Origin of the sequence: Bradyrhizobium sp. SK17, assembly GCF_002831585.1 — a bacterium.
In the GTDB taxonomy this organism is placed as follows: Bacteria; Pseudomonadota; Alphaproteobacteria; order Rhizobiales; family Xanthobacteraceae; genus Bradyrhizobium.
In genome coordinates, this window is sequence record NZ_CP025113.1 from 2,865,962 (window position 1) to 2,884,772 (window position 18,811).

Genomic DNA, 18,811 nt, shown 5'->3' on the forward strand with positions numbered 1-18,811 from the left:
TCACCTCGCCACTCTGCGCCGGCCACCGGAGCGTCCGAGCAAGGGGCGGAACGCGTTGACGATGGCAGCGGTGAACTCGGGATCGTTGATGTTGCGCTTGACGCGAATGATCTCGCGGTTGCCGGTCTGGCGCACGGTGCGCTCCAGCGCGCGGAACAGCGCGGCGTCGGCATCGGGATCCCAGAACGGCTGGTCCGGCGCATCGAGCGCGGAGACGCCGCCCTCGGGCAGGAAGAAGCGCACCGGCCCATCCATCTGGTTGAGGCGTTCGCCGATCCAGCGGCCCATCCGCTCGTTCTCTTCCGGCGTGGTCCGCATCAAGGTGACCTGCGGATTATGGACGTGGAATTTGCGTTGCCGGTAACGCTCCGGGATGGTGTCAGGCGCGCCGAAGTTGACCATGTCCAGCGCGCCGACCGAGCCGACATAGGGCACACGGTTGCGGATGATGGCGCCGAAGCGATCCTCGGTGGCCGGGAACACGCCGCCCATCAGGAGGTCGCAGACTTCGGTCGTGGTGAGATCGATCACGCCGGCGAGCTGGCCGGATTCGACCAGCTTTTCCATCGAGCGGCCGCCGACGCCGGTGGCGTGGAACACGAGACACTCGAAATCCTCGCGCAGGTCGGCCGCGATCTTCTGCACGGCCGGCGTGGTGACGCCGAACATGGTGATGCCGATGGCAGGAAGACCGGCGTTCGTCTCACGCTGCTTGCCGGCCTGGTCGTCGAGCCGGGCCTTGACCATGCCGACCAGCGCATGGGCGCCGTTGCCGAGCACGGCGCGCGAGATCGAGTTGAGGCCCTGCACGTCGGTGACCGAATACATCATGGTGATGTCGGCGGGCCCGACATAGGGACCGACGTCGCCGGAGGCGACCGAGGAGATGATGAGCTTGGGCACGCCGACCGGCAGCGTACGCATGCCGGGCGCGACCAGGGAGGCGCCGCCGGAGCCGCCGGCCGAAATGATGCCGGCGACATTGCCCTGCCGGCGCAGCCACCGCTCGAACGCGTCCGCCATCGCCGTCACCGAGGCGCCGCGATCGGCGCCGAAGACGCCGGAGCCGCCGCGGCCGTGATTCAGCGCGATCTCCTGCGCGGTGACGTCGCAGCTCGCCGCCTTTCCGCTGGTCGAGACATCGACCAGTCGCGTGCGCAGGCCGCTACCCGTGATGATATCGCGGATGAAGCGCAGCTCTGCGCCCTTGGTGTCTAGCGTGCCGACTACCAGTACGACCGGTGGTCCTGACGTCCTTGTCGCCGTTGGCTCGCGTCGCTGCCGCGTGGCCTCTTCAAGCCGTGCGACGCCGGTCGACTGCGTCCGCGCTGCGGCTTCGATGCGCGCGATTGGCACCGGCTGCGACCAGCGCGTCGGCAGCACGGGATTGGAGATGTAGATGCGGACCGGTCCCTTGCGCTCCGGCTGCGGTGCGCTGGCAGCTTCCGCTTTCGCGGTAGCAGCCCCGGCGTCGGTCTCGTCCGTGCCGTGGGTACCGACGCCGAGCAGCCGCTGCTGCAACTCGCGATCGGTGGCGAGACGGGCGGAGTCGATGATGCGATTGATCCGGCCATTGACCATGATGGCGACGTTGCGCGACACCGCTGTCGCGACGCCGATGTTCTGCTCGATGACCAGAACCGAGATGTCGCCTTCGTCGCCGAGGCGCAACAGCATGTCCTCGACCTGGGCGACGATCACGGGCGCAAGCCCCTCGGTCGGCTCGTCCATGATCAGGAGTTGCGGGTTCGTCAGCAGCGCGCGCGAGATCGCCAGCATCTGCTGCTCGCCGCCGGAGAGCTGGTTGCCGCCATTGCTCTTGCGCTCGGCGAGCCGCGGGAAGGTGTCGTAGATGCGCTCGATGGTCCAGGCGCCACGGCGCAGGCCGCCGGCGAGCGCAAGGTGTTCGTCGACGGTCAGCGAGCGCCACAGGCGCCGGCCCTGCGGCACGTAGCCGACACCGAGCCGGGCAATCCGCGCCGGATTGAGCTTTGTGACCTCCTCGCCGCGGATCCGGATCGAACCGCTGTTGGCGCGGACCAGGCCCATGATCGCCTTGCACAACGTGGTCTTGCCCATGCCGTTGCGGCCGACCACCGAGAACACCCCGGTGTCGAGCGTGAGATCGACGCCCTGTAGCGCATGTGAATGGCCGTAATAGACGTCGAGGCCTTTCACTTCGAGCGCGGGCGCAGCGCGGCGGTCATTCATGACCGCCTCCAAGATAAAGCTCCTGCACTTCGGGATCGGATTCGATCTCGCGCGGCAGGCCTTCCTTGAAGATGCGGCCATTGTGCATCATCGTCACGCTCTCGACGACGCGCAGCGCGACGTCCATGTCGTGCTCGATGATGATGTAGCCGATATGCGCCGGCAGCGAGGTCAGGATCTCGATCAGCTCGCGCCTCTCGGTCGGGGACAGTCCGGCGGCCGGCTCGTCGAACAGGATGAAGCGCGGCGCGCCGGCCAGCGCCAACGCGATCTCGAGCTGGCGCTGCTGGCCATGCGCGAGCTCGGCGACGCGCTGGTCCTTGACGCCGGTGAGGTGCACGGCCTGCACCAGCGTCTCGGTTGCGTGCATCAGCGCGTCGTTCTGTCCGGGGCGCAGGAACGAGAAGCGGCCGCGCGAAACGCCGCGGCAGGCGAGGTAGACGTTGTCTTGCACCGTGAGGCCGGGGAACAGCGCCGAGATCTGGTAGGTGCGGCGCAAGCCCCGGCGGATGCGCTCATAGGGCGGGAACTGGGTGATGTCCTCGCCGAAGAAGCGGATCGTGCCGGAGGAGGGCGGGAAATCGCCGGTGATGCAGTTGAACAGCGTGGTCTTGCCGGCGCCGTTCGAGCCGAGCACGGCGCGTCGTTCGCCGGGACGCACCGTGATGGTGACGTCGGTCAGCGCCGCCAGCGCGCCGAACAGCCGCGTCACGCCGCGCAGCTCCAGTGCTGCGCCGGCGCCGACCGCGGACAGTCGCTGCGCGACGCTATCCATGGCGGCCTCCGCCCGGACGTTGCGTCGAGGTCGTATTGCGGCGCCGCCAGCGCTCCCACAGCCCGATTACGCCGTCGGACGACCAGAACACGATGGCGAGGAAGCCGAGCCCGATCAGCAGCCGGAAGCGGTTGCCGTCGAGCCCGAGCTTGATCAGCACGTCGAGCGCGAAGGTGCGCAGCAGCACGAAGATCAGCGCGCCGATGAACGGGCCGATCGGCCGCGTGATGCCGCCGACCACGGCGATGATCAGGACATCGATGCAGGCGCCGACGCTGACCGAGCCGGGCGAGATCTGGCGGTAGTTCCAAACCTGCAGCACGCCGCCGAGCGCGGCGATGAAGGCCGCGAAGGCGTAGGCCGCGATGCGGTGGGCATTGGGGTTGAAGCCGAGTGCCGCCATGCGCCGCGAATTGTCGCGCACGCCTTGCAGCGCGAGGCCGAACGGCGCCCGCGAGACATACTGAACGGCGAAGTAGCAGATCGCGGCGACGCCGAGCGTCACATAGTAGAAGGCGATATCGGAGCGCCAGTCGACGCCCCAGAAATGCGGCGTCGCGACGGTGTTGAGGCCGGTATGGCCGTTGAAGATCGCCCAGTTCTGATTGGTGAAATAGTAGAACGCGGCGCCGATCGCCAGCGTGATCATGATGGTGTAGATGCCCTCGGTGCGCACCGCGAGCGCGCCGCCGAGCGTGCCGAACAGCGTCCCCAGCGCCAGTGCCATCGGCGTTGCCAGCCACCACGGCCAGCCGAGGCTGATATTGGTGCTGCCGCTGACGCCGAACACCGCGACCATGTAGCCGGCGAAGCCCGCGATGGTGAGCTGCATCAGGCTGACCATGCCGCCATAGCCGGCGAGGAACATCAGGCTCAATGCGATGATGCCGAGGATCAGCGTGGTGGCGAATATCTCGATCAGGAAGAAGCCGTTGGCGATCAGCGGCATGATCACGAGGATCAGCGCGACCAGCCAGGCCGCCGGGTTCTGGAATTCCGGCCAGGCGCCGATCAGCGCGCGGCGGGTCGCGTTGGCGGATCGGTCGGGACGAAGCTGGGTGCTCTGCAGCAACGACATCTCATCGCCTCGCGAGCAGGCCCTGCGGCCGCAGCGCCAGCACCAGCACCATGATCAGGAAGGTGACGACGATGGCGTAGGTCGGGATGTAGACCGAGCCGAGCTGCTCGGCGAGCCCGATGATCACGGCGCCGAGCGCGGCCCCCGGTATCGAGCCCATGCCGCCAACGATCACGACCACCAGCGAGGCCAGCAGGAAGCGCGTGTCCTCGCCCGGCGACAGCGACTGGAAGGTGCCGCCGACGACGCCGGCGATGCCGGCAAGCCCCGCGCCGAGCGCGAACACCAGCACGAACACCAGCTGGATCCGTACCCCGGTCGCAGCGAGAATGTCGCGGTCATCGACGCCGGCGCGCACGATCATGCCGATCCGGGTGCGGTTAAGCGCCAGCCACATCGCGATCCCGATCATCACTGACGCGGCGAGGATAACGAGCCGCACCAGCGGATATTGCAGATAGACCGGCTCGCCGGAGGATTTGATCGCGGTCAGCAGCGGCAGCTGCACCGGGCCGATCAGCCAGCTCGGGGTCTGAACCTGGTAGAAGTCGCCGCCGAACACCCACAGCATCAGGTCGGCGAACACGATCGAGAGCCCGATCGTGACCATGGTCTGCCTGAGGTCCTGCCCCTCCATGCGGCGGAACACGGCGAGTTGCAGGATCACCCCGACGAGCGCCACCGCGATGAAGGCGACGATGAAGGACAGGATCCAGGACCCGGTCCAGGTGCTGACGGCATAGCCGACATAGCCGCCGAACAGATAGAGCGAGCCGTGCGCGAGGTTGACGTTGCGCATCAGGCCGAAGATCAGCGTGAAGCCGCTCGCCACCAGGAAATACAGCCCGCCCAGCGTGATGCCGTTCAGCACGGCGTTGAGGAACACGCGCTTGCGGCCAACAGCGGCTTCAAGTCCCGGCGGCCAGATCGCGAACACCAGCCACGCGAGCACCGCGACCGCGATGATCACGATCAGCGCCCAGGCCGGATGGCGTTCGATGAACCTGGCCATCTCCGTCGCGTTTCCCTCTGACGTCGCGACCGTCTGTCGGGTCGCGTGCCGCGCATCCTACCGAGGGCGAAAGCTTCGGATTTGATCGAGAGTATCTTTTATCGCGGCTCCATCGTTGCGCGGAACTCGTTCACGGCCGCAACACCTTGGCGGCGCGGCGATAGTCGGTCGGGGCCATCCCGACATTGGCGGCGAAGAAGCGGGTGAAGCCGCTCTGCGACGAGAAGCCGAGATCGAAGCCGATATCGGCGATCGGGGATTCGGTCGCCACCAGCGCGTCGAGCGCCTGCTCCATGATCAGCGTGTTCATGTAGAGGTGAGGGGTGACGCCGGTTTGGGTGCGGAACAGCCGGTAGAAGTGCGGCCGCGACAGCCCGGCCTCGCGTGCGATCGCATCGAGCTCGATCTCGGCGCCGGGGCTTTCCGACATCAGCCGGATCGACTTGCGGACCCGAAAATCGGTTACCGCGGCGGCCGTTGGCGCACTCCCGGCGGTCTGCCAGCTCTCCTCGTAGCAGGAATCGATCAGTTGCCGGAGCTCGCAATCGAGGCTGCGCAGCGACGGCGCACCGCACACCAGCGCTGCGGTGCGGCGGATCAGCCGGTCGAGTGCCTCGGTGCGCGGAAAGAAGGTGCGGCCGAACCGCATCCCCTGCGCATTCGCCGTCGGCGTGAACCATTCGGCGTTGACATAGAGCACGAAGAAGATCGCGCCATGGTCCATGTCGGTCGGCAGAAAATTATGCGGTTCCCACGGGTTGACCGCAACCACGGTGTCGTCCTTGAGCAGCAGGCGCTGATCGGAGACGTCGATCTGCGCCGGCGTCCCGCCGACATGAAAGATCAAGTGACCTTCGCGGTGCGCGTGCACGTTGAAGGGACGGTTCAACTGATAGACCGTCGCGCGACCAAACCGGCCGTGGAAGACGGCAAGCGCCCTGCTCATGCCTCCCCTCCCGCGGGATGTTCTTGTCTTTTCGACAAGCGTTCATCATCCGCCCGCGGAAAGCAAGGGCGAGCAGGGCCGTTGATGCAACCGCGCATCATGCCGCGGCCACTTTGCCTGCACTGCAACAAATACGTCAGTACTTCTTGCACTCCGGGACCGTGCGGCTCGGCAGGCCGATCTTGGCGAAAACCGCCGGATCGTAACCCAGCGTCTGGTTGACGTTCGGGATCACCTTCACGACCTTGCTGAACAGCGCTCCCTTGCCGTCATCAACCACTTCAGTGACGAAGTTGGTGCCGATCGCCTGGCGGTTGGCGTCGAGCTTGATCTTGCCGTTCGGCGCGTCGATCTCGATCTTCGCCAGCGCATCCTTGAGCTTGGCCTGGTTGTTGGAGAGATCGCCATTGACCTGACGCAGCGCCAGGATCAGGGCCATCGTCGAGTCGTAATAGTTGGTGGCGAGCAGCGACGGGCTCGGGAAGCGCTTGGCCGGCGGGAAGGCGTCCTGGTAGGCTTTGACGAATTTCTGCCAGCCCGGATCTTCCCAGGTATCGGCCTGACCGCTCGCGGCGATGGTGCCGACCAGCGCGTTCTTGGCGCTGCCCTTCGACGACAGGATGGTCTGGTCGATCATGATCGAGCCGCCCATCAGATGCGCCTTGCCGCCCGCCTGCTGATACTGGTTGAGGAAGTTGACGGCGTCGGCGCCGCCGAGGCCGAGATAGATCGCATCGACATCGTCGGGGAGGGCTGCGATGACGGAGGCGAAGTCCTTGGTGCCAAGCGGCACCCATTGCCGGCTCGTGACCTGGCCGCCGGCGCCGCAGAATTCGAGCACCAGGCCGAACACCTGGGTGTAGATGAAGGAATAGTCCTCGCCGACGGTCGCGATCTTGCGATAACCCTTGGTCTCATAGGCGTATTTGCCGAGGCCGACCTGCCACTGGGCGCCGTCCATGTTGTAGCGGAAGAAGTTCGGCGCCGGATCGACATAGGTTGCTTCCTGCGCACCGGAGGCGGCGTTGACGAAGGTCAGCTCGGGCTTGGTTTTCGCAAAGTTCTTCACCGCGATGCCTTCGTCGCCGGACAGCGGCGACAGCAGGATCTGCACCTTGTCCTGCTCGATCAGCTTGCGTACCGCGCGCACCGCGGAGTCCGGCGTCGCGTCGGTCGAGGCGACCACGAACTCGAGTTCCTTGTCGCCGATCTTCTTGCCGAGCACATTGAGTGCCGTCTGGAAGCCGCGCATGCCGTCCTCGCCGAGCACGGTGTAGGTGCCCTCGAGCGTCGCGGTGACACCGACCTTGATCTTCTCCTGGGCGAACGCCGTGCCTGATAGCAACAGGCTGCTCAACGCAATCAGTCCCAAACTGCCTTTCAACATCGTTCTCCTCCCTCTGTGTTGTCACCGGCGTCCACGCGGCACGAAGGCTGATGGGCGTCCGGTTGTTGCCGGCAAAGCTAGCCGAAGGCAGGCGCGGCGCGGATGTCGTCGCCGCGGGAGTGCTTAACGGGCAGTCTCATTTTGATTGTTGCGCCGCAGCGCGGTTCGCGGCGCAATGTCGCGGAGACTTCTCAGTGCCGTCACCCGCGAAAAGTATCCGCGGGCGATGACACGTGCGTGGGACGAGACTTCTTCCCCGCGTCGTCCCGGCGCAGGCCGGGACCCATACGCCGCAGCAGACGTTGTCGGCGAGACTCGTCGTTCCGGCATCGCGCAACAATTTTCATTTGGGGTAATGGGTCCCGGCCTTCGCCGGGACGACGGTGAATGTGAGGCACGGCCGGTGAATCACAACTTCGCATTCTCGCGACATGATTTGCCCGAGGTTTGCTTCTTGTCTCGCCCTCATCTCGAAGAGGGCACAGGGAAAGCCGGGTGCCGATCGCACCCATGGGCCCCGTGCAAAAGGTAGAAAGCACGGGGGTAGGACCACAGGTGTAACCGGAAACAACCCGGCTTTCCCTGCGCGATGGGTTACGGCTTACTTCGTGCTCTCCCCGGCGAGACTTGGCTTGTTTGTCACCGTCTTCGCAACGCGCACCGCGCAATCGGAAAAGACACCTGCCACTTGGGCGTCAGGACCACACGACTTCACCGTCCGCTTCACGCGCACTCGTCAGTCGCGCATTCGGCGTCCACCGCATCTCGACCCGCGTTCGTGACGACCGCGAAGCGCCCCTCGATCGGGTGAGACGGCAGCATTAGACAACTGAGTTGGGGGCCGCGTCAAGAGGAAATTCGGAAAAAGCGAATAGTGGTCGAGAGAGGTCTCGCTCTCCCAGAACTTCCGCCAGATCATGCCGCTCCGCTTGCGGCAAGAGGATCGTAGTCGCGGCTCTTGAACATCGTGTGCAATTGCCGCCGCCGGATGCCCAGATTGCCTCCATCGAAGATCGGCAGCGCGAGCGCGTCCTGGAGCAAGCTGCCGAATGGCGTCTCATGATCGTAGCTGTCGATCCCGACCACCCGCATCAGATCGGTGATGACGCGTACGGCGGCCTCGGAGCCGAAGATCTTGGCTTGCACTGAAAGCTCCTCTGCGGCCGGCGATTGGGTGTCGAGGGCATGGCAGGCGCGCCAGCTGAGATAACGCGCGGCTTCGATCGTGGTCTTGGCATCGGCGAGCGCGTATCCGACCGCTTGATGCTCGATGATGGGGCGAACGCCGCCGCGCTTTTCGGTACGAGCAAAATCCAGCGCGAATGCGAAGGCAGCGCGCATCAGCGCGACGCCGAAGATTCCGACCAGTGCCGCGGTGCCGGTGAACGCCGCTGCGGTCAGCGCCAGGCCGGCACCCTGCTGTCCGAGCAGATTGTGGTGCGGCGCCTGCACGTTCTGGAAGCCAAATTGCGGTACGAGATGGGCGCGATGACCGATGCTGTCGATCGCGCGTTCGAACACGAGGCCGCTCACCGGACCTTGCACGGCAATGATCGAGATCGCCGCATCGGACGCGGCTGCCGGATCGGTCCGGCATACGATGGTCAGAAGATCGGCGCCATCCCTATTCCAGCCTGTCGCCGAGGACACCCATTTCTTGCGACCGTTGATCACCCAATTGTCGCCCTCCCGCCGCGCGGTGGTGCGGACGCCTTCACCGGGCGGCGGCGCGGCGGCGTTGGCGCTGCCTCCCGGTTCGCTGGAGCAGAAGGCGGCGAGCGGCGCGCCATTGGTCTTCAGGAACGGCGCAAGCAGCCGCTGACACTGCGCCGGCGTGCCACCGAGCAGCAGCGGCAGCAGGCCGAGCACGCTGCCGAGCATGGTGAGGGTCACACTCGGATTCACGCTATAGAATTCCTCGGCCAGGATCGCCATGTCGACCATGCCGGCGTTGTCGCCGCCCGCCGGCGCCGGAATGCACTTGCGCAAATAGCCGGCCGCGACCATCGCCTCATAAGTCGGCTTGGTCGCGAGAAAGCGCTGCTCGGGCGTCGGCAGCTGTTCGGCGGCCCTGGCATCGGCCAGCACCTCCCTGGCAAACTTGCGAGAGTCGAGTTGCAGTTCGCGCTGCTGTGCGGTGAGCGTGAAATCGATCGCCATGTCAATGCCCTCTGTGTCGGCCGTTGGGGCAAATGGCTATCCCGATGTGGTCGGGAAATCTTGGACAGCAGCGCCAGATTTCTTGGCGCAGAGTGAACCGGAGCGGCCGTCGGACACGGACGGGCCGCGGCCTTGCACTCGATCTTCCAGCCGCCTGGCTTGTTGTCGGGATCGGCCGAGACAAGGTTTGCAACGATGGGGCGAACGACACTGCCGGGGTGTTGACGAGGAAGTGAGTGTTCCCAAGGCTCAAGTCGCCGTTATGATTTGGGCATAATCATTGGTAGCTGTTGCTCAAAGCATAAACCAAAAAGAGAGCGTCAAGTTCTTAACCTCGAGGGGAACGCAGACGTGGCACTCGACGACAATTTCCAGCCGACGCGCAGGGACGCCTTGATCGGCGGCCTGGCGTCTGGCGCGTTCGCGATCGCGGGGCCAGCCTTCGCACAGGCCGCCGACGGGCTCGCTGCGGCGATCAGCCTTGCGCCTCCGCGCGACGACAGCGTGGTGCAGACCTTTCATGGCATCAACATTCCCGATCCCTATCGGCCGCTTGAGGATACCGCCCGGGCCGAGGTGAAAACCTGGATCGAAGGCCAGAACGCGCGCACGCGCAGCATGATCGACGCGCTGCCGGTCCGACAGCGGTTGCAGGACTTCATGAACGCGGCGCTGGACTATCCCAGGACCACGATCCCGGGCCAGTATGGCCGGCGCTACTTCAGTTTCTTCTCTGATGGCCTCGTCAACCAACGCAGTGTCGGATTTCAGGAGTACCTGGCCGGCCCGCGCAAGACGCTGATCGACGCCGGCGCGCTGTCGTCGGATGGAACGGTTGCGATCTTGTCGTTCTTCCCCGATCGGGTCGGCAGCAAGGTCGCCTATCTGCTGTCCGAAGCCGGTAGCGATCGGGAGACGCTGCATGTCCGTGACGTCGAGACCGGCCAGGACCTGCCGGACGTGCTCGCATGGTGCAAGCACACGACCGTCGCTTGGGCCCGCGACGGACGCAGCTTCTACTATTCCCGCTATCCGGGCGACACAGAGCCTGCCGATTGGTACCGCCGCAGCCAGATCGTGTGCCAGCACCGGATCGGCGAGCCCCAGTCGGCAGATCGAGTGATCTTTCGGCAGTCGGCGCGTCACGATTACTATTGTCAGGTGATGGCATCGCCTGAAGCCGATCTCTTGAAGATCGTGGTGAGCATCGGAACGTCTGAAAAGGCGGGTTACTACGTCGCTCCCCTTCACGACGCATCTGACATCACGGAGATATTCCCGATCGGGATAGCCGGCTTCTACCCGATCGCCAATGTCGGAGCGACGCATTACGCGATCACGAATCTCGACGCGCCGAACTTTCGACTGGTGCGGATCGATCAGGCCGACCCGAAGCCGGACCGGTGGCATACCGTGATCGCCGAAAGCGATGCGGCGCTGAACGCCGCGGCGGTGTTCGACAGCAAGCTGGTGGTCAAGCACTATCGAGATGTCAACCAGCGGGTGGCGATCCACGATCTCAACGGACAGCACCTCTCGACGATCGATCTCGGCGGCCTCGAGAGCGTCGCGTTCGGGCGCTATTTCAGGGGCGACGACCATCTGCTGCTCGAGGTGAACGACTACAAGCGGGCCAGCCGCATCGAATGGCTGGATCTGGAGAGCGGCAAGCCGTCGTTGTTTCGCGCTTCGGCCGCCAGGCACAGCCTCGCCGATGTCGTCGTCGACCAGGTCTTCGTGACCAGCAAGGACGGCACGCGGGTTCCGATGACATTGATCTATCGGCCCGGGATTGCGCGCGACGGCAACAATCGCACGCTGCTCACCGCCTATGGCGGCTTCGGATACGCGTTGTGGCCCTATTACAGCGACAGGATTGCCGCCTGGGTCCGGATGGGCGGCGTCTATGCCCTTGCCTCCATTCGGGGCGGCGGCGAATACGGCCAGCCGTGGCATGACGGCGGGCGGCGAACCCACAAGCAGTCCTCCTACGACGATTTCATCGCCTCGGCGGAATGGCTGATCGGCAACGGCTACACCCGAACCGAGAGGCTCGGCATCAACGGCGCCAGCAATGGCGGGCTGCTGGTGCTTGCGACCATGTTGCAGCGACCCGACCTGTTCGGCGCAGTCGTCTCGGCCGTTCCCGTGACTGACATGCTGCGTTTCCCGAAATTCACCTTCGGCATCAACTGGATTCCGGAGTACGGAGACGCTGAAAGCAATGAGACGGATTTCAAGACGCTGCTCGCCTATTCACCACTTCACAATATCCGCAAGGACGTGAAGTATCCGCCGCTTCTGGTTCTCACTGCCGACAATGATGACCGGGTAGCGCCGGCCCATTCCTACAAATTCGTGGCGACGCTGAATGCCCTCTCTCCGGAGAGTGTCGTATATCTTGGCGTCGAGCGCCGCGCCGGCCACGGCGAGGGCAATGCATTGAGCAAATCGATCAACCGCGACTGCGATACGCTCGCGTTTCTTTGCGACAAGCTCGGTGGTCCGATGCAGGAATTGCCCAAGCTCGCGCCGGCCTGATCGCAGCGGAGCCGCCAAACCTGCCGGAATTGCCCGCGTTGGAGGTGTCGAATGGTCGACACCATTCATCTTGCGAACGGCATGCGGCGCCATGGGGGCCGCCATGCGTCGTCACCTTGAGCTTGCCGAAGCGAAGTTGCGCGAGCGTGCGCATCGATCCAGATCTTGAGGGGATGAGGCGGGAGTCCGAGCCATCGCGATTTCCGGTCTTCGCGGCGTCCGCCGGACTGGCTGGCCGCGTCGTGCGTCAGCTCAAGGCGGTTCGGCGAAACTCGCGGGGGGCCAAGCCATTGTGGCGCTTGAACAGGCGGTTGAAATGCGAGATGTCGCGGAAGCCCGCCGCAAAGGCGATCTCGGCGATGGTCCTGTGGGCGGAGTTGCGATCGAGCAGCGCACGCGTGCATACGGCAATCCGCTCCGCGTTGACGTGCTCGCCCACCGAGCGGCCGGTGGTCGCAAACAGGCGGTGCACGTAACGCTCGGAGCAGTGGAATTGCGTGGCGAGCGCGAGCGCGCCGAGATCGGGGTCGTCGCTGCGGCGGGCGATATGATCTAGCATCATCGACAGCAGCACGGGCGTATGCACGCGCTCCGCCGGCATGTCGGTGAGGATGTCCGGCGCGTGCGCGATCAGCTCGGCGATGTGCGTGCCGATCATCGTCGAGGTCGTTGCGCGCTGGCGGCCATTGAGGCAGAGCTCGGCGTAGCTCGCCAGCGTCCGGGACAGCGTGCGGCCGGTTTCGGTCGCCGACAGGCCGAGGCGCGGTCGATCGAACAGCGCATCAGGCAACAGGCGTCGCGGCACGGCGAAGCAGAACAGTCTGAAATCGCGGCGATGGGCGATCTCGAACGGCTGGGTCGTATCCGCAACCGCAAGGTCGCCGGGTGCGCAGATCTGCTCGTGGCCGCGCTGCGAGGTCCGTCCCAGGCCTTCAAGCTGGAGATTGACAAAGCAGAGATCGTCGGTGCTTGCGGCGATGTGCGACGGGAGCCGGACCACGGTGTGTCCGCTCGCAGTGACCTGGGAGATCTGAACCGGAGCGGCATCGACCTTGGAGATCGCGCCTGCAAAGGACTCCCCGGCGATCCGGCGCGGCTCCAGCCGCACGAAAGCAGCCGCGAGGTCGTCGGCCCAACTTCCGAAAGGCTGGTCCGGACGGGCCGGCCTGGTCGACCATTCCATGAGCGCCTCGAATAGATTGCCACTGCGAAGGGCCCGGCGCCCGAACGATACCGCCGGCAAAACCAGCGGTCAAATTCGGTTCAGGGGATCGACCAGGCGGCGACTGGCCGGGCCGGTCTCATTAATCCGGATGAGCGGCGATCTTGCGAAGATCAGGTGCGGACGTGGGGGCGGACGGCCCGAATTCAGGTCTGATCGTCATGTCTCCCGTTATGCTTTCGTCGTCGGCCCGAGATGCAGCTCCATGATCTGCTGCGGTGTCTCGCGGACCTCGATCGTCTGCCCGTCGCCGCCGACGAAGGCGAGCACGGTGCGCTCGCCGTCGCGCAGCATCGAGCCGACCAGCGCGATGTTGATGTGAATGGCCTGCCCGTTGTCGAACCGCGTGCACTCGATCCAGAAACGCATGGTGTCTCCTTCGATGTCCGGGTTCGACCCGGGCAGGGTTTTTCAAGGCGCGATGACGTTCGGGTGAACGTCATCGCGCCTTGGCTTTTCATAGGAGCATGATCTTTCCGGAAAACCGCTTCACATTTTTCCGGATCATGTTCTAGGCCAGCTCGCGCAACTCGCGGGCCGCGGCGACCATGTTGACGAGGGCCGGGCGGACCTCATCCCATTTGCGGGTCTTCAGGCCGCAATCCGGATTGATCCAGAGCTGGCCGTCGGTCAGGCGCTCCCGTGCCAGCTTGAGCAGCTCGGTCATCTCGGTCACCTCGGGCACCCGCGGCGAGTGGATGTCGTAGACGCCGGGACCGATCTCGTTCGGATAGCGATAGTTCCGGAACGCATCCAGCAACTCCATCTTCGAGCGCGAGGTCTCGATCGAGATCACGTCGGCATCCATCGCGCCGATCGCGTCGATGATGTCGTTGAACTCGGAGTAGCACATATGGGTGTGGATCTGGGTCTCGTCGCGGACGCCGGACGAGCAGATGCGGAAGCACTCCACCGCCCAGTCGAGATAGGTTGTCCACTCCGAGCGACGCAGTGGCAGGCCTTCGCGCAGCGCCGCCTCGTCGATCTGGATCATGCCGGCGCCGGCCGTCTCGAGGTCGGTGACCTCGTCGCGGATCGCCAGCGCGATCTGCCGGCAGGCCTCGCTGCGCGGGATGTCGTCGCGGACGAACGACCAGTTCAGGATGGTGACCGGCCCGGTCAGCATCGCCTTCATCGGCCGCTTGGTCAGCGACTGCGCATACTGCCACCACTCGACCGTCATTGGCTTCGGACGCGACACATCGCCGAACAGGATCGGCGGCCGGACATAGCGCGAGCCGTAGGACTGCACCCAGGCGTGCTCGGTGAACACGAAGCCGGCGAGCTGCTCGCCGAAATACTGCACCATGTCGTTGCGCTCGAACTCGCCATGCACCAGCACGTCGAGGCCGATGGTTTCCTGCCAGCGCACGGTCTCGGCGGTCTGCTCCCGCAGGAAGGTCTTGTAGTTGGCGTCGCTCAAGCTGCCCTTGGCATGCGCGGCGCGGGCCTTGCGGATCTCCGGCGTCTGCGGGAACGAGCCGATGGTGGTGGTCGGGAACGCGGGCAGGTTGAAGCGGGCATGCTGAACGTCGGCCCGTTCTTCGAACGGGCTGGCGCGGCAGCGCATCGCGGCGTCGACGGCAGCAAGGCGGCTCGCCACCTTCGGATCGTGAATCCGCGGCGAGGTCTTGCGCGCGGCGGCGGCTGCATCGGAGGCCTTCAGCGCATCCGCGATCGACGCGCGGCCGGCGGCAAGCGCGGTCCCGAGCGCGGCCAGTTCCTCGATCTTCTGCACCGAAAAGGCGAGCCAGCTCTTCACCTCGGCATCGAGCTTGGCTTCGAGTGCGAGATCGATCGGCACATGCAGCATCGAGCAGGAGGGTGCGATCTGCACCCGGTCCTTGCCGAGCTTGGCGACCACAGGTTCGAGCCGGTCGAGCAGCTTGCTCAGATCGGCGCGCCAGATGTTGCGGCCGTCGAGCACTCCGAGCGAGACGACGCGGTCGGCCGGTAGCCGGGCAAGATCGTCGAGTTGCTCCGGCGCGCGGACCAGATCGAAATGCAGGCCGGCGACCGGAAGCGCGAAGGCCGTGTCGCGGTTCGCGCCGAGGCTGCCGAAATAGCTCGCCAGCATGATCTTGACCTGCGGTACCGCCTTGGCGATCTCGGCATAGGCGTGGCGCAGCGCATTGCGCGCGGCATCGTCGAGATCGAGCACCAGGCAAGGCTCGTCGATCTGCACCCAATCGGCGCCGCGCTTGGCGAGCTCGCGCAGCACCTCGATGTAAACCGGCAGCAGCCGGTCGAGCAGCGACAGCGGCTCGAAGCTGACGTCCTTGCTTTTGGCGAGCTTGAGGAAGGTGACCGGACCGACCAGCACCGGGCGGGTCTGGTAGCCAAGCGCCTTGGCTTCCTCATATTCCTCGATCGGCTTGCGCGAGGCGAGGGTGAACTGCTGATCCTTCGACAGCTCAGGCACCATGTAGTGATAGTTGGTGTCGAACCATTTGGTCATTTCCTGCGCCGGTACGCCATGACCGTGGCCGTGATGGGCGTGGCCGCACGACGCGTCGTGTGTGTCGCCCTGCGCGCCGCGCGCCATCGCGAAGTAGGTGGCAAGCGGTACTGGACCGCCGCTCCAGCCATAGATCGCGGGAATCGCGCCGACCATCACCGAGGTGTCGAGTACCTGGTCGTAGAACGAGAAATCGTTCGACGGGATCACCGAGACGCCGAGCTTCTTCTGGCGCGCCCAATTGGCGGCGCGCAATCCGATACCGGTGTCGATCAACGCCTGCTGGCTTGACGCGCCGGACCAGAAGCTTTCGAGCGCGAGCTTGAGTTCGCGCCGCGGACCGATCCGCGGCGTGCCGAGTGTGGTAACCGGAAGAGAGGAGAGATTGGTAGACATTGGCTTAACCCCAAACAGTTGGGGGCAAAGGCCGTAGTGACACGTCTGGACTCCGCACGTGCCAAGGCGCTAGCGGGTCGCAACCGCACCACCGGGACACCCCGCCCGAGGACGTGTATGTTGTCGGGGCAGGTCTCCTGGCTCGCGGGTCGTCGCTCTTGTCCTGCCTTCCCGAAGCTCGCGCCTCAGTGGCTTTGGATGGACAACAGCTCGCCGCTTACAGTTGCGGGGGCAGCGCCGGCATCACACCGGCTTCCCTCTTAGCTCCAGGTCAATCGGGACCTGGAGAACCTCGACGAGCCTGATTAGCGGCTATCGGCTGGTGACGTCAACCTTGCCGCGGTCATCCCGCGGCGCGATCGATCTAAGCCATGGTCCGGATTGGACATTCGTGACTGGCCGCGTGCCGTGCCGAGATAATCCTGTCGTGAAGTTGCCGCGGTCTGACATAATATCTTCATGCCGGCACGAGCGACGCAGGCATTCTGGAACCATTCCTGTCGTGGATGGATGAGAGAGTCGGAAATGAGCGCAGCAGTCGCGCGAGCTTGATCGGCCGATATGACAACAGATCCTGCCACCATGGTCATGCTCGCCGCGCAGCTTGATGATCCACAGGCCGGCTGGAGCGTCGGCACGTTCGGCGCCATCGCCGAGTTCACGCGCGAGCCCGACGAACCCGTGCGGATGACACGGGCCGGCGACGGGATCACTGCCGTGACTGACAAGGGCGCGATCAGGATCGTTGCTCACGCCGGCCTGCGTCTGATCGCGTCGGAATCGCCGACCACGGATAGCTGGATGCATCGCGTCGCGCTCTGCCTTCCACAACATGGATGCGCCATGGGTGGGAGGACAGAATTGACCGAAGTCGGCCCGGATCGCGACGCGTTGCGCAGCCGGGATCGCAACAGCGTGCTGTTCGACCTCGGCCTGGGCGTACTGCATATCGATGCCTGCGTACGGCTCGACGACGAGGACACCGTCCGCGCCCTCCGGAGCCGTGTTGGCAAATCGCTGTTCGCGCCGGGCAACGATGCGATGGGGATCATCCTCGGCGCCAATCCGCATCGCGTTTTCACCAGCCGTATCGGACGGGTCGAGGTGTTTCAACCGATCCCGCCCCCGGGCGGCAGGAGTCCGGACGGTCCGCACACCCATGTTCTGCCCAAACTGCTGGCGCATGGCCGCACGCATGCTGCGACCGAGCCGTTGCCCGATGGCTGGATCCCTTGCGCGCATCTCTATCCGGCACACGCGCTCCGCGATCAGCTCGGCCGCAAACGTGAATTTCGGCGCGAGCATCACGTCGCATTCCAGGCACTGCTCGCGCGCTTCGGCTTGCCTGAACTGCTGGCGCTGAAGCGCAGGGTCGTCGAGGCCGTCGCCGCCGGACAGGCTCCAGATGCAGTGGTGTTGCCGGGCGACCGTTTCGCCAGGGCGACCGTCCGGGTTGCCCTTCGACAATTGGGGGCGACGGAACAACTGACGCCGGTGCTTGTCGAATGGCTTGCTGTGCACGACCGGCTCGATCTGGTAGATTCCGAGAACCCGATGGAAGCGCCGCATTGAGGCCAAGCGGCATGGGACGCGAGAAATTGCCGGAAGGAGATACGCCATGGCTTTGAACGATCTGCCTTCCAGTGATCGATTCCGGCTGCATCCCGTCGAGCCGCGCTATGCGCCGATGTTCTGCTTTGCGCTCTTGACCGCCGCATCCGCGCTCGCGAGCTTCGTGTTCGCCTGCGCGACGCCGTTTGCCGCGTTCGCCGTGATCGCTGCGGCCGTGTTGCCGCTGCGCGGGGCCATGCTGGTGGTGTTCGGCACGTGGCTGGTCAACCAGACCATTGGATTTGGCATGTTGCACTATCCCGTCGATGCCAAGACCATCGCCTGGGGTTTTGTGATCGGGGCTGCGGCCCTCGCCGGCACCGCGGCGGCATCCGCCGTCTTTCACCAACTGCCCAGGAACCGCGTGGTGGGTACCTTCCTGCTCGCCTTCGTCGGCGCCTATGCTGGCTATGAAATCACGCTGTTGGCCGCCACGCCGGTCCTCGGCGGGGCCGGGGCATTCACCCCGGCCATCGTTGCGCGCATCGGGTTGCGCAGCGCGCTCTGGCTTGCCGGCCTGGTTGCGGCCTGCGAAATCGTCCGCTTGCTCAATCCGTTTGGTCGCGGACGCGCGGTGCGGCTGCCGTAGTAGCCCTACGGGGTTCCAGGATGATTCATCCACAGACCCTTAACGAGGCTTTGGATAAGCGTCGAAATATTTTGGATAGGCCGTCTGCTGGGCGTTGACACCCCAGCCCAAATCACACCAGATATAGGCGTCACGGTCTGCCATATCCCTAGATTTGGTGGCTAAGAGGGAAGCCGGTGAACTACGGGTTGATCCGTAAAAACCCGGCGCTGCCCCCGCAACTGTAAGCAGTGAGTTGTTCCCGATAGCTAAGTCACTGATGCCGCAAGGCATTGGGAAGACGAGGGAGCAATGACGACCTGCGAGCCAGGAGACCTGCCGCGACACCGAAATTACGTCCACGGGCGGGGTGTCCCGGCGGTCGCATGCAGAGCCGTGCCGGTGGCGCCAGCCGCCGGGTGATGCAGCGTCCCCTGACATCCAGT

13 protein-coding genes and 2 riboswitches are annotated in these 18,811 nt (G+C 65.0%); of the genes, 3 read left to right on the top strand and 10 right to left on the bottom strand.

The genetic code is table 11. The annotated features are described in order from the left end of the window. The 7 genes from CWS35_RS13365 to CWS35_RS13395 all read right to left on the bottom strand — a co-directional run bounded on the left by CWS35_RS13365 (position 1) and on the right by CWS35_RS13395 (position 9,569). The gene (locus tag CWS35_RS13365; RefSeq protein WP_100956322.1) at positions 1–2,211 is read right to left on the bottom strand and encodes an ABC transporter permease; all 2,211 of its coding nucleotides are present in this window, start codon (positions 2,209–2,211) and stop codon (positions 1–3) included. Continuing rightward, positions 2,204–2,986 carry an ABC transporter ATP-binding protein gene (locus CWS35_RS13370; RefSeq protein ID WP_024583050.1) on the bottom strand — a complete coding sequence of 261 codons (783 nt, stop codon included), beginning with the start codon at positions 2,984–2,986 and terminating at the stop codon, positions 2,204–2,206. Before CWS35_RS13370 ends, CWS35_RS13365 begins: the two co-directional genes overlap by 8 nt. Further along, a complete protein-coding gene (locus CWS35_RS13375; RefSeq protein ID WP_100952155.1) occupies positions 2,979–4,064 on the bottom strand; it encodes a branched-chain amino acid ABC transporter permease in 1,086 nt (361 codons plus the stop codon). The genes CWS35_RS13370 and CWS35_RS13375 overlap by 8 nt, the downstream gene beginning before the upstream one ends. Position 4,065: 1 nt before the next feature. Continuing rightward, positions 4,066–5,076, bottom strand: a complete 1,011-nt coding sequence (locus CWS35_RS13380; protein WP_100952156.1) for a branched-chain amino acid ABC transporter permease — start codon at positions 5,074–5,076, stop codon at positions 4,066–4,068. Between the two features lie 130 nt (positions 5,077–5,206). Beyond that, entirely contained in the window at positions 5,207–6,022 is an 816-nt protein-coding gene (locus tag CWS35_RS13385) for a helix-turn-helix transcriptional regulator (RefSeq protein ID WP_100952157.1), read from the bottom strand. A gap of 136 nt (positions 6,023–6,158) precedes the next feature. Further along, complete coding sequence (locus CWS35_RS13390; RefSeq protein WP_024583054.1) at positions 6,159–7,409, bottom strand: ABC transporter substrate-binding protein; 1,251 nt, start codon at positions 7,407–7,409, stop codon at positions 6,159–6,161. A gap of 915 nt (positions 7,410–8,324) precedes the next feature. Then, a complete protein-coding gene (locus CWS35_RS13395; protein ID WP_100952158.1) occupies positions 8,325–9,569 on the bottom strand; it encodes an acyl-CoA dehydrogenase family protein in 1,245 nt (414 codons plus the stop codon). A gap of 351 nt (positions 9,570–9,920) precedes the next feature. On the opposite strand from CWS35_RS13395, the gene CWS35_RS13400 reads away from it, so the two are divergent. Continuing rightward, a complete protein-coding gene (locus CWS35_RS13400) occupies positions 9,921–12,110 on the top strand; it encodes a prolyl oligopeptidase family protein (protein ID WP_168226322.1) in 2,190 nt (729 codons plus the stop codon). A 247-nt stretch (positions 12,111–12,357) separates the two neighbouring features. On the opposite strand, the gene CWS35_RS13405 is transcribed toward CWS35_RS13400, so the two are convergent. The 3 genes from CWS35_RS13405 to metE all read right to left on the bottom strand — a co-directional run bounded on the left by CWS35_RS13405 (position 12,358) and on the right by metE (position 16,186). Continuing rightward, the gene (locus tag CWS35_RS13405) at positions 12,358–13,293 is read right to left on the bottom strand and encodes a helix-turn-helix domain-containing protein (RefSeq protein ID WP_100952160.1); all 936 of its coding nucleotides are present in this window, start codon (positions 13,291–13,293) and stop codon (positions 12,358–12,360) included. A 210-nt stretch (positions 13,294–13,503) separates the two neighbouring features. Continuing rightward, on the bottom strand, positions 13,504–13,701 hold the full coding sequence (locus CWS35_RS13410) for a hypothetical protein (RefSeq protein WP_100952161.1): 198 nt from the start codon (positions 13,699–13,701) through the stop codon (positions 13,504–13,506). 142 nt (positions 13,702–13,843) lie between these two features. Next, a complete protein-coding gene (gene metE / locus CWS35_RS13415) occupies positions 13,844–16,186 on the bottom strand; it encodes a 5-methyltetrahydropteroyltriglutamate--homocysteine S-methyltransferase (protein WP_100952162.1) in 2,343 nt (780 codons plus the stop codon). 109 nt (positions 16,187–16,295) lie between these two features. Next, a riboswitch (cobalamin riboswitch) is annotated at positions 16,296–16,496 on the bottom strand. Between the two features lie 272 nt (positions 16,497–16,768). Between metE and CWS35_RS13420 the strand changes: the two genes are divergently transcribed. After that, positions 16,769–17,758 carry a hypothetical protein gene (locus tag CWS35_RS13420; protein WP_245438951.1) on the top strand — a complete coding sequence of 330 codons (990 nt, stop codon included), beginning with the start codon at positions 16,769–16,771 and terminating at the stop codon, positions 17,756–17,758. 46 nt (positions 17,759–17,804) lie between these two features. Then, entirely contained in the window at positions 17,805–18,386 is a 582-nt protein-coding gene (locus tag CWS35_RS13425; protein WP_100952164.1) for a hypothetical protein, read from the top strand. 116 nt (positions 18,387–18,502) lie between these two features. Continuing rightward, positions 18,503–18,724, top strand: a riboswitch (cobalamin riboswitch). The last annotated feature ends 87 nt before the right edge of the window (positions 18,725–18,811 follow it).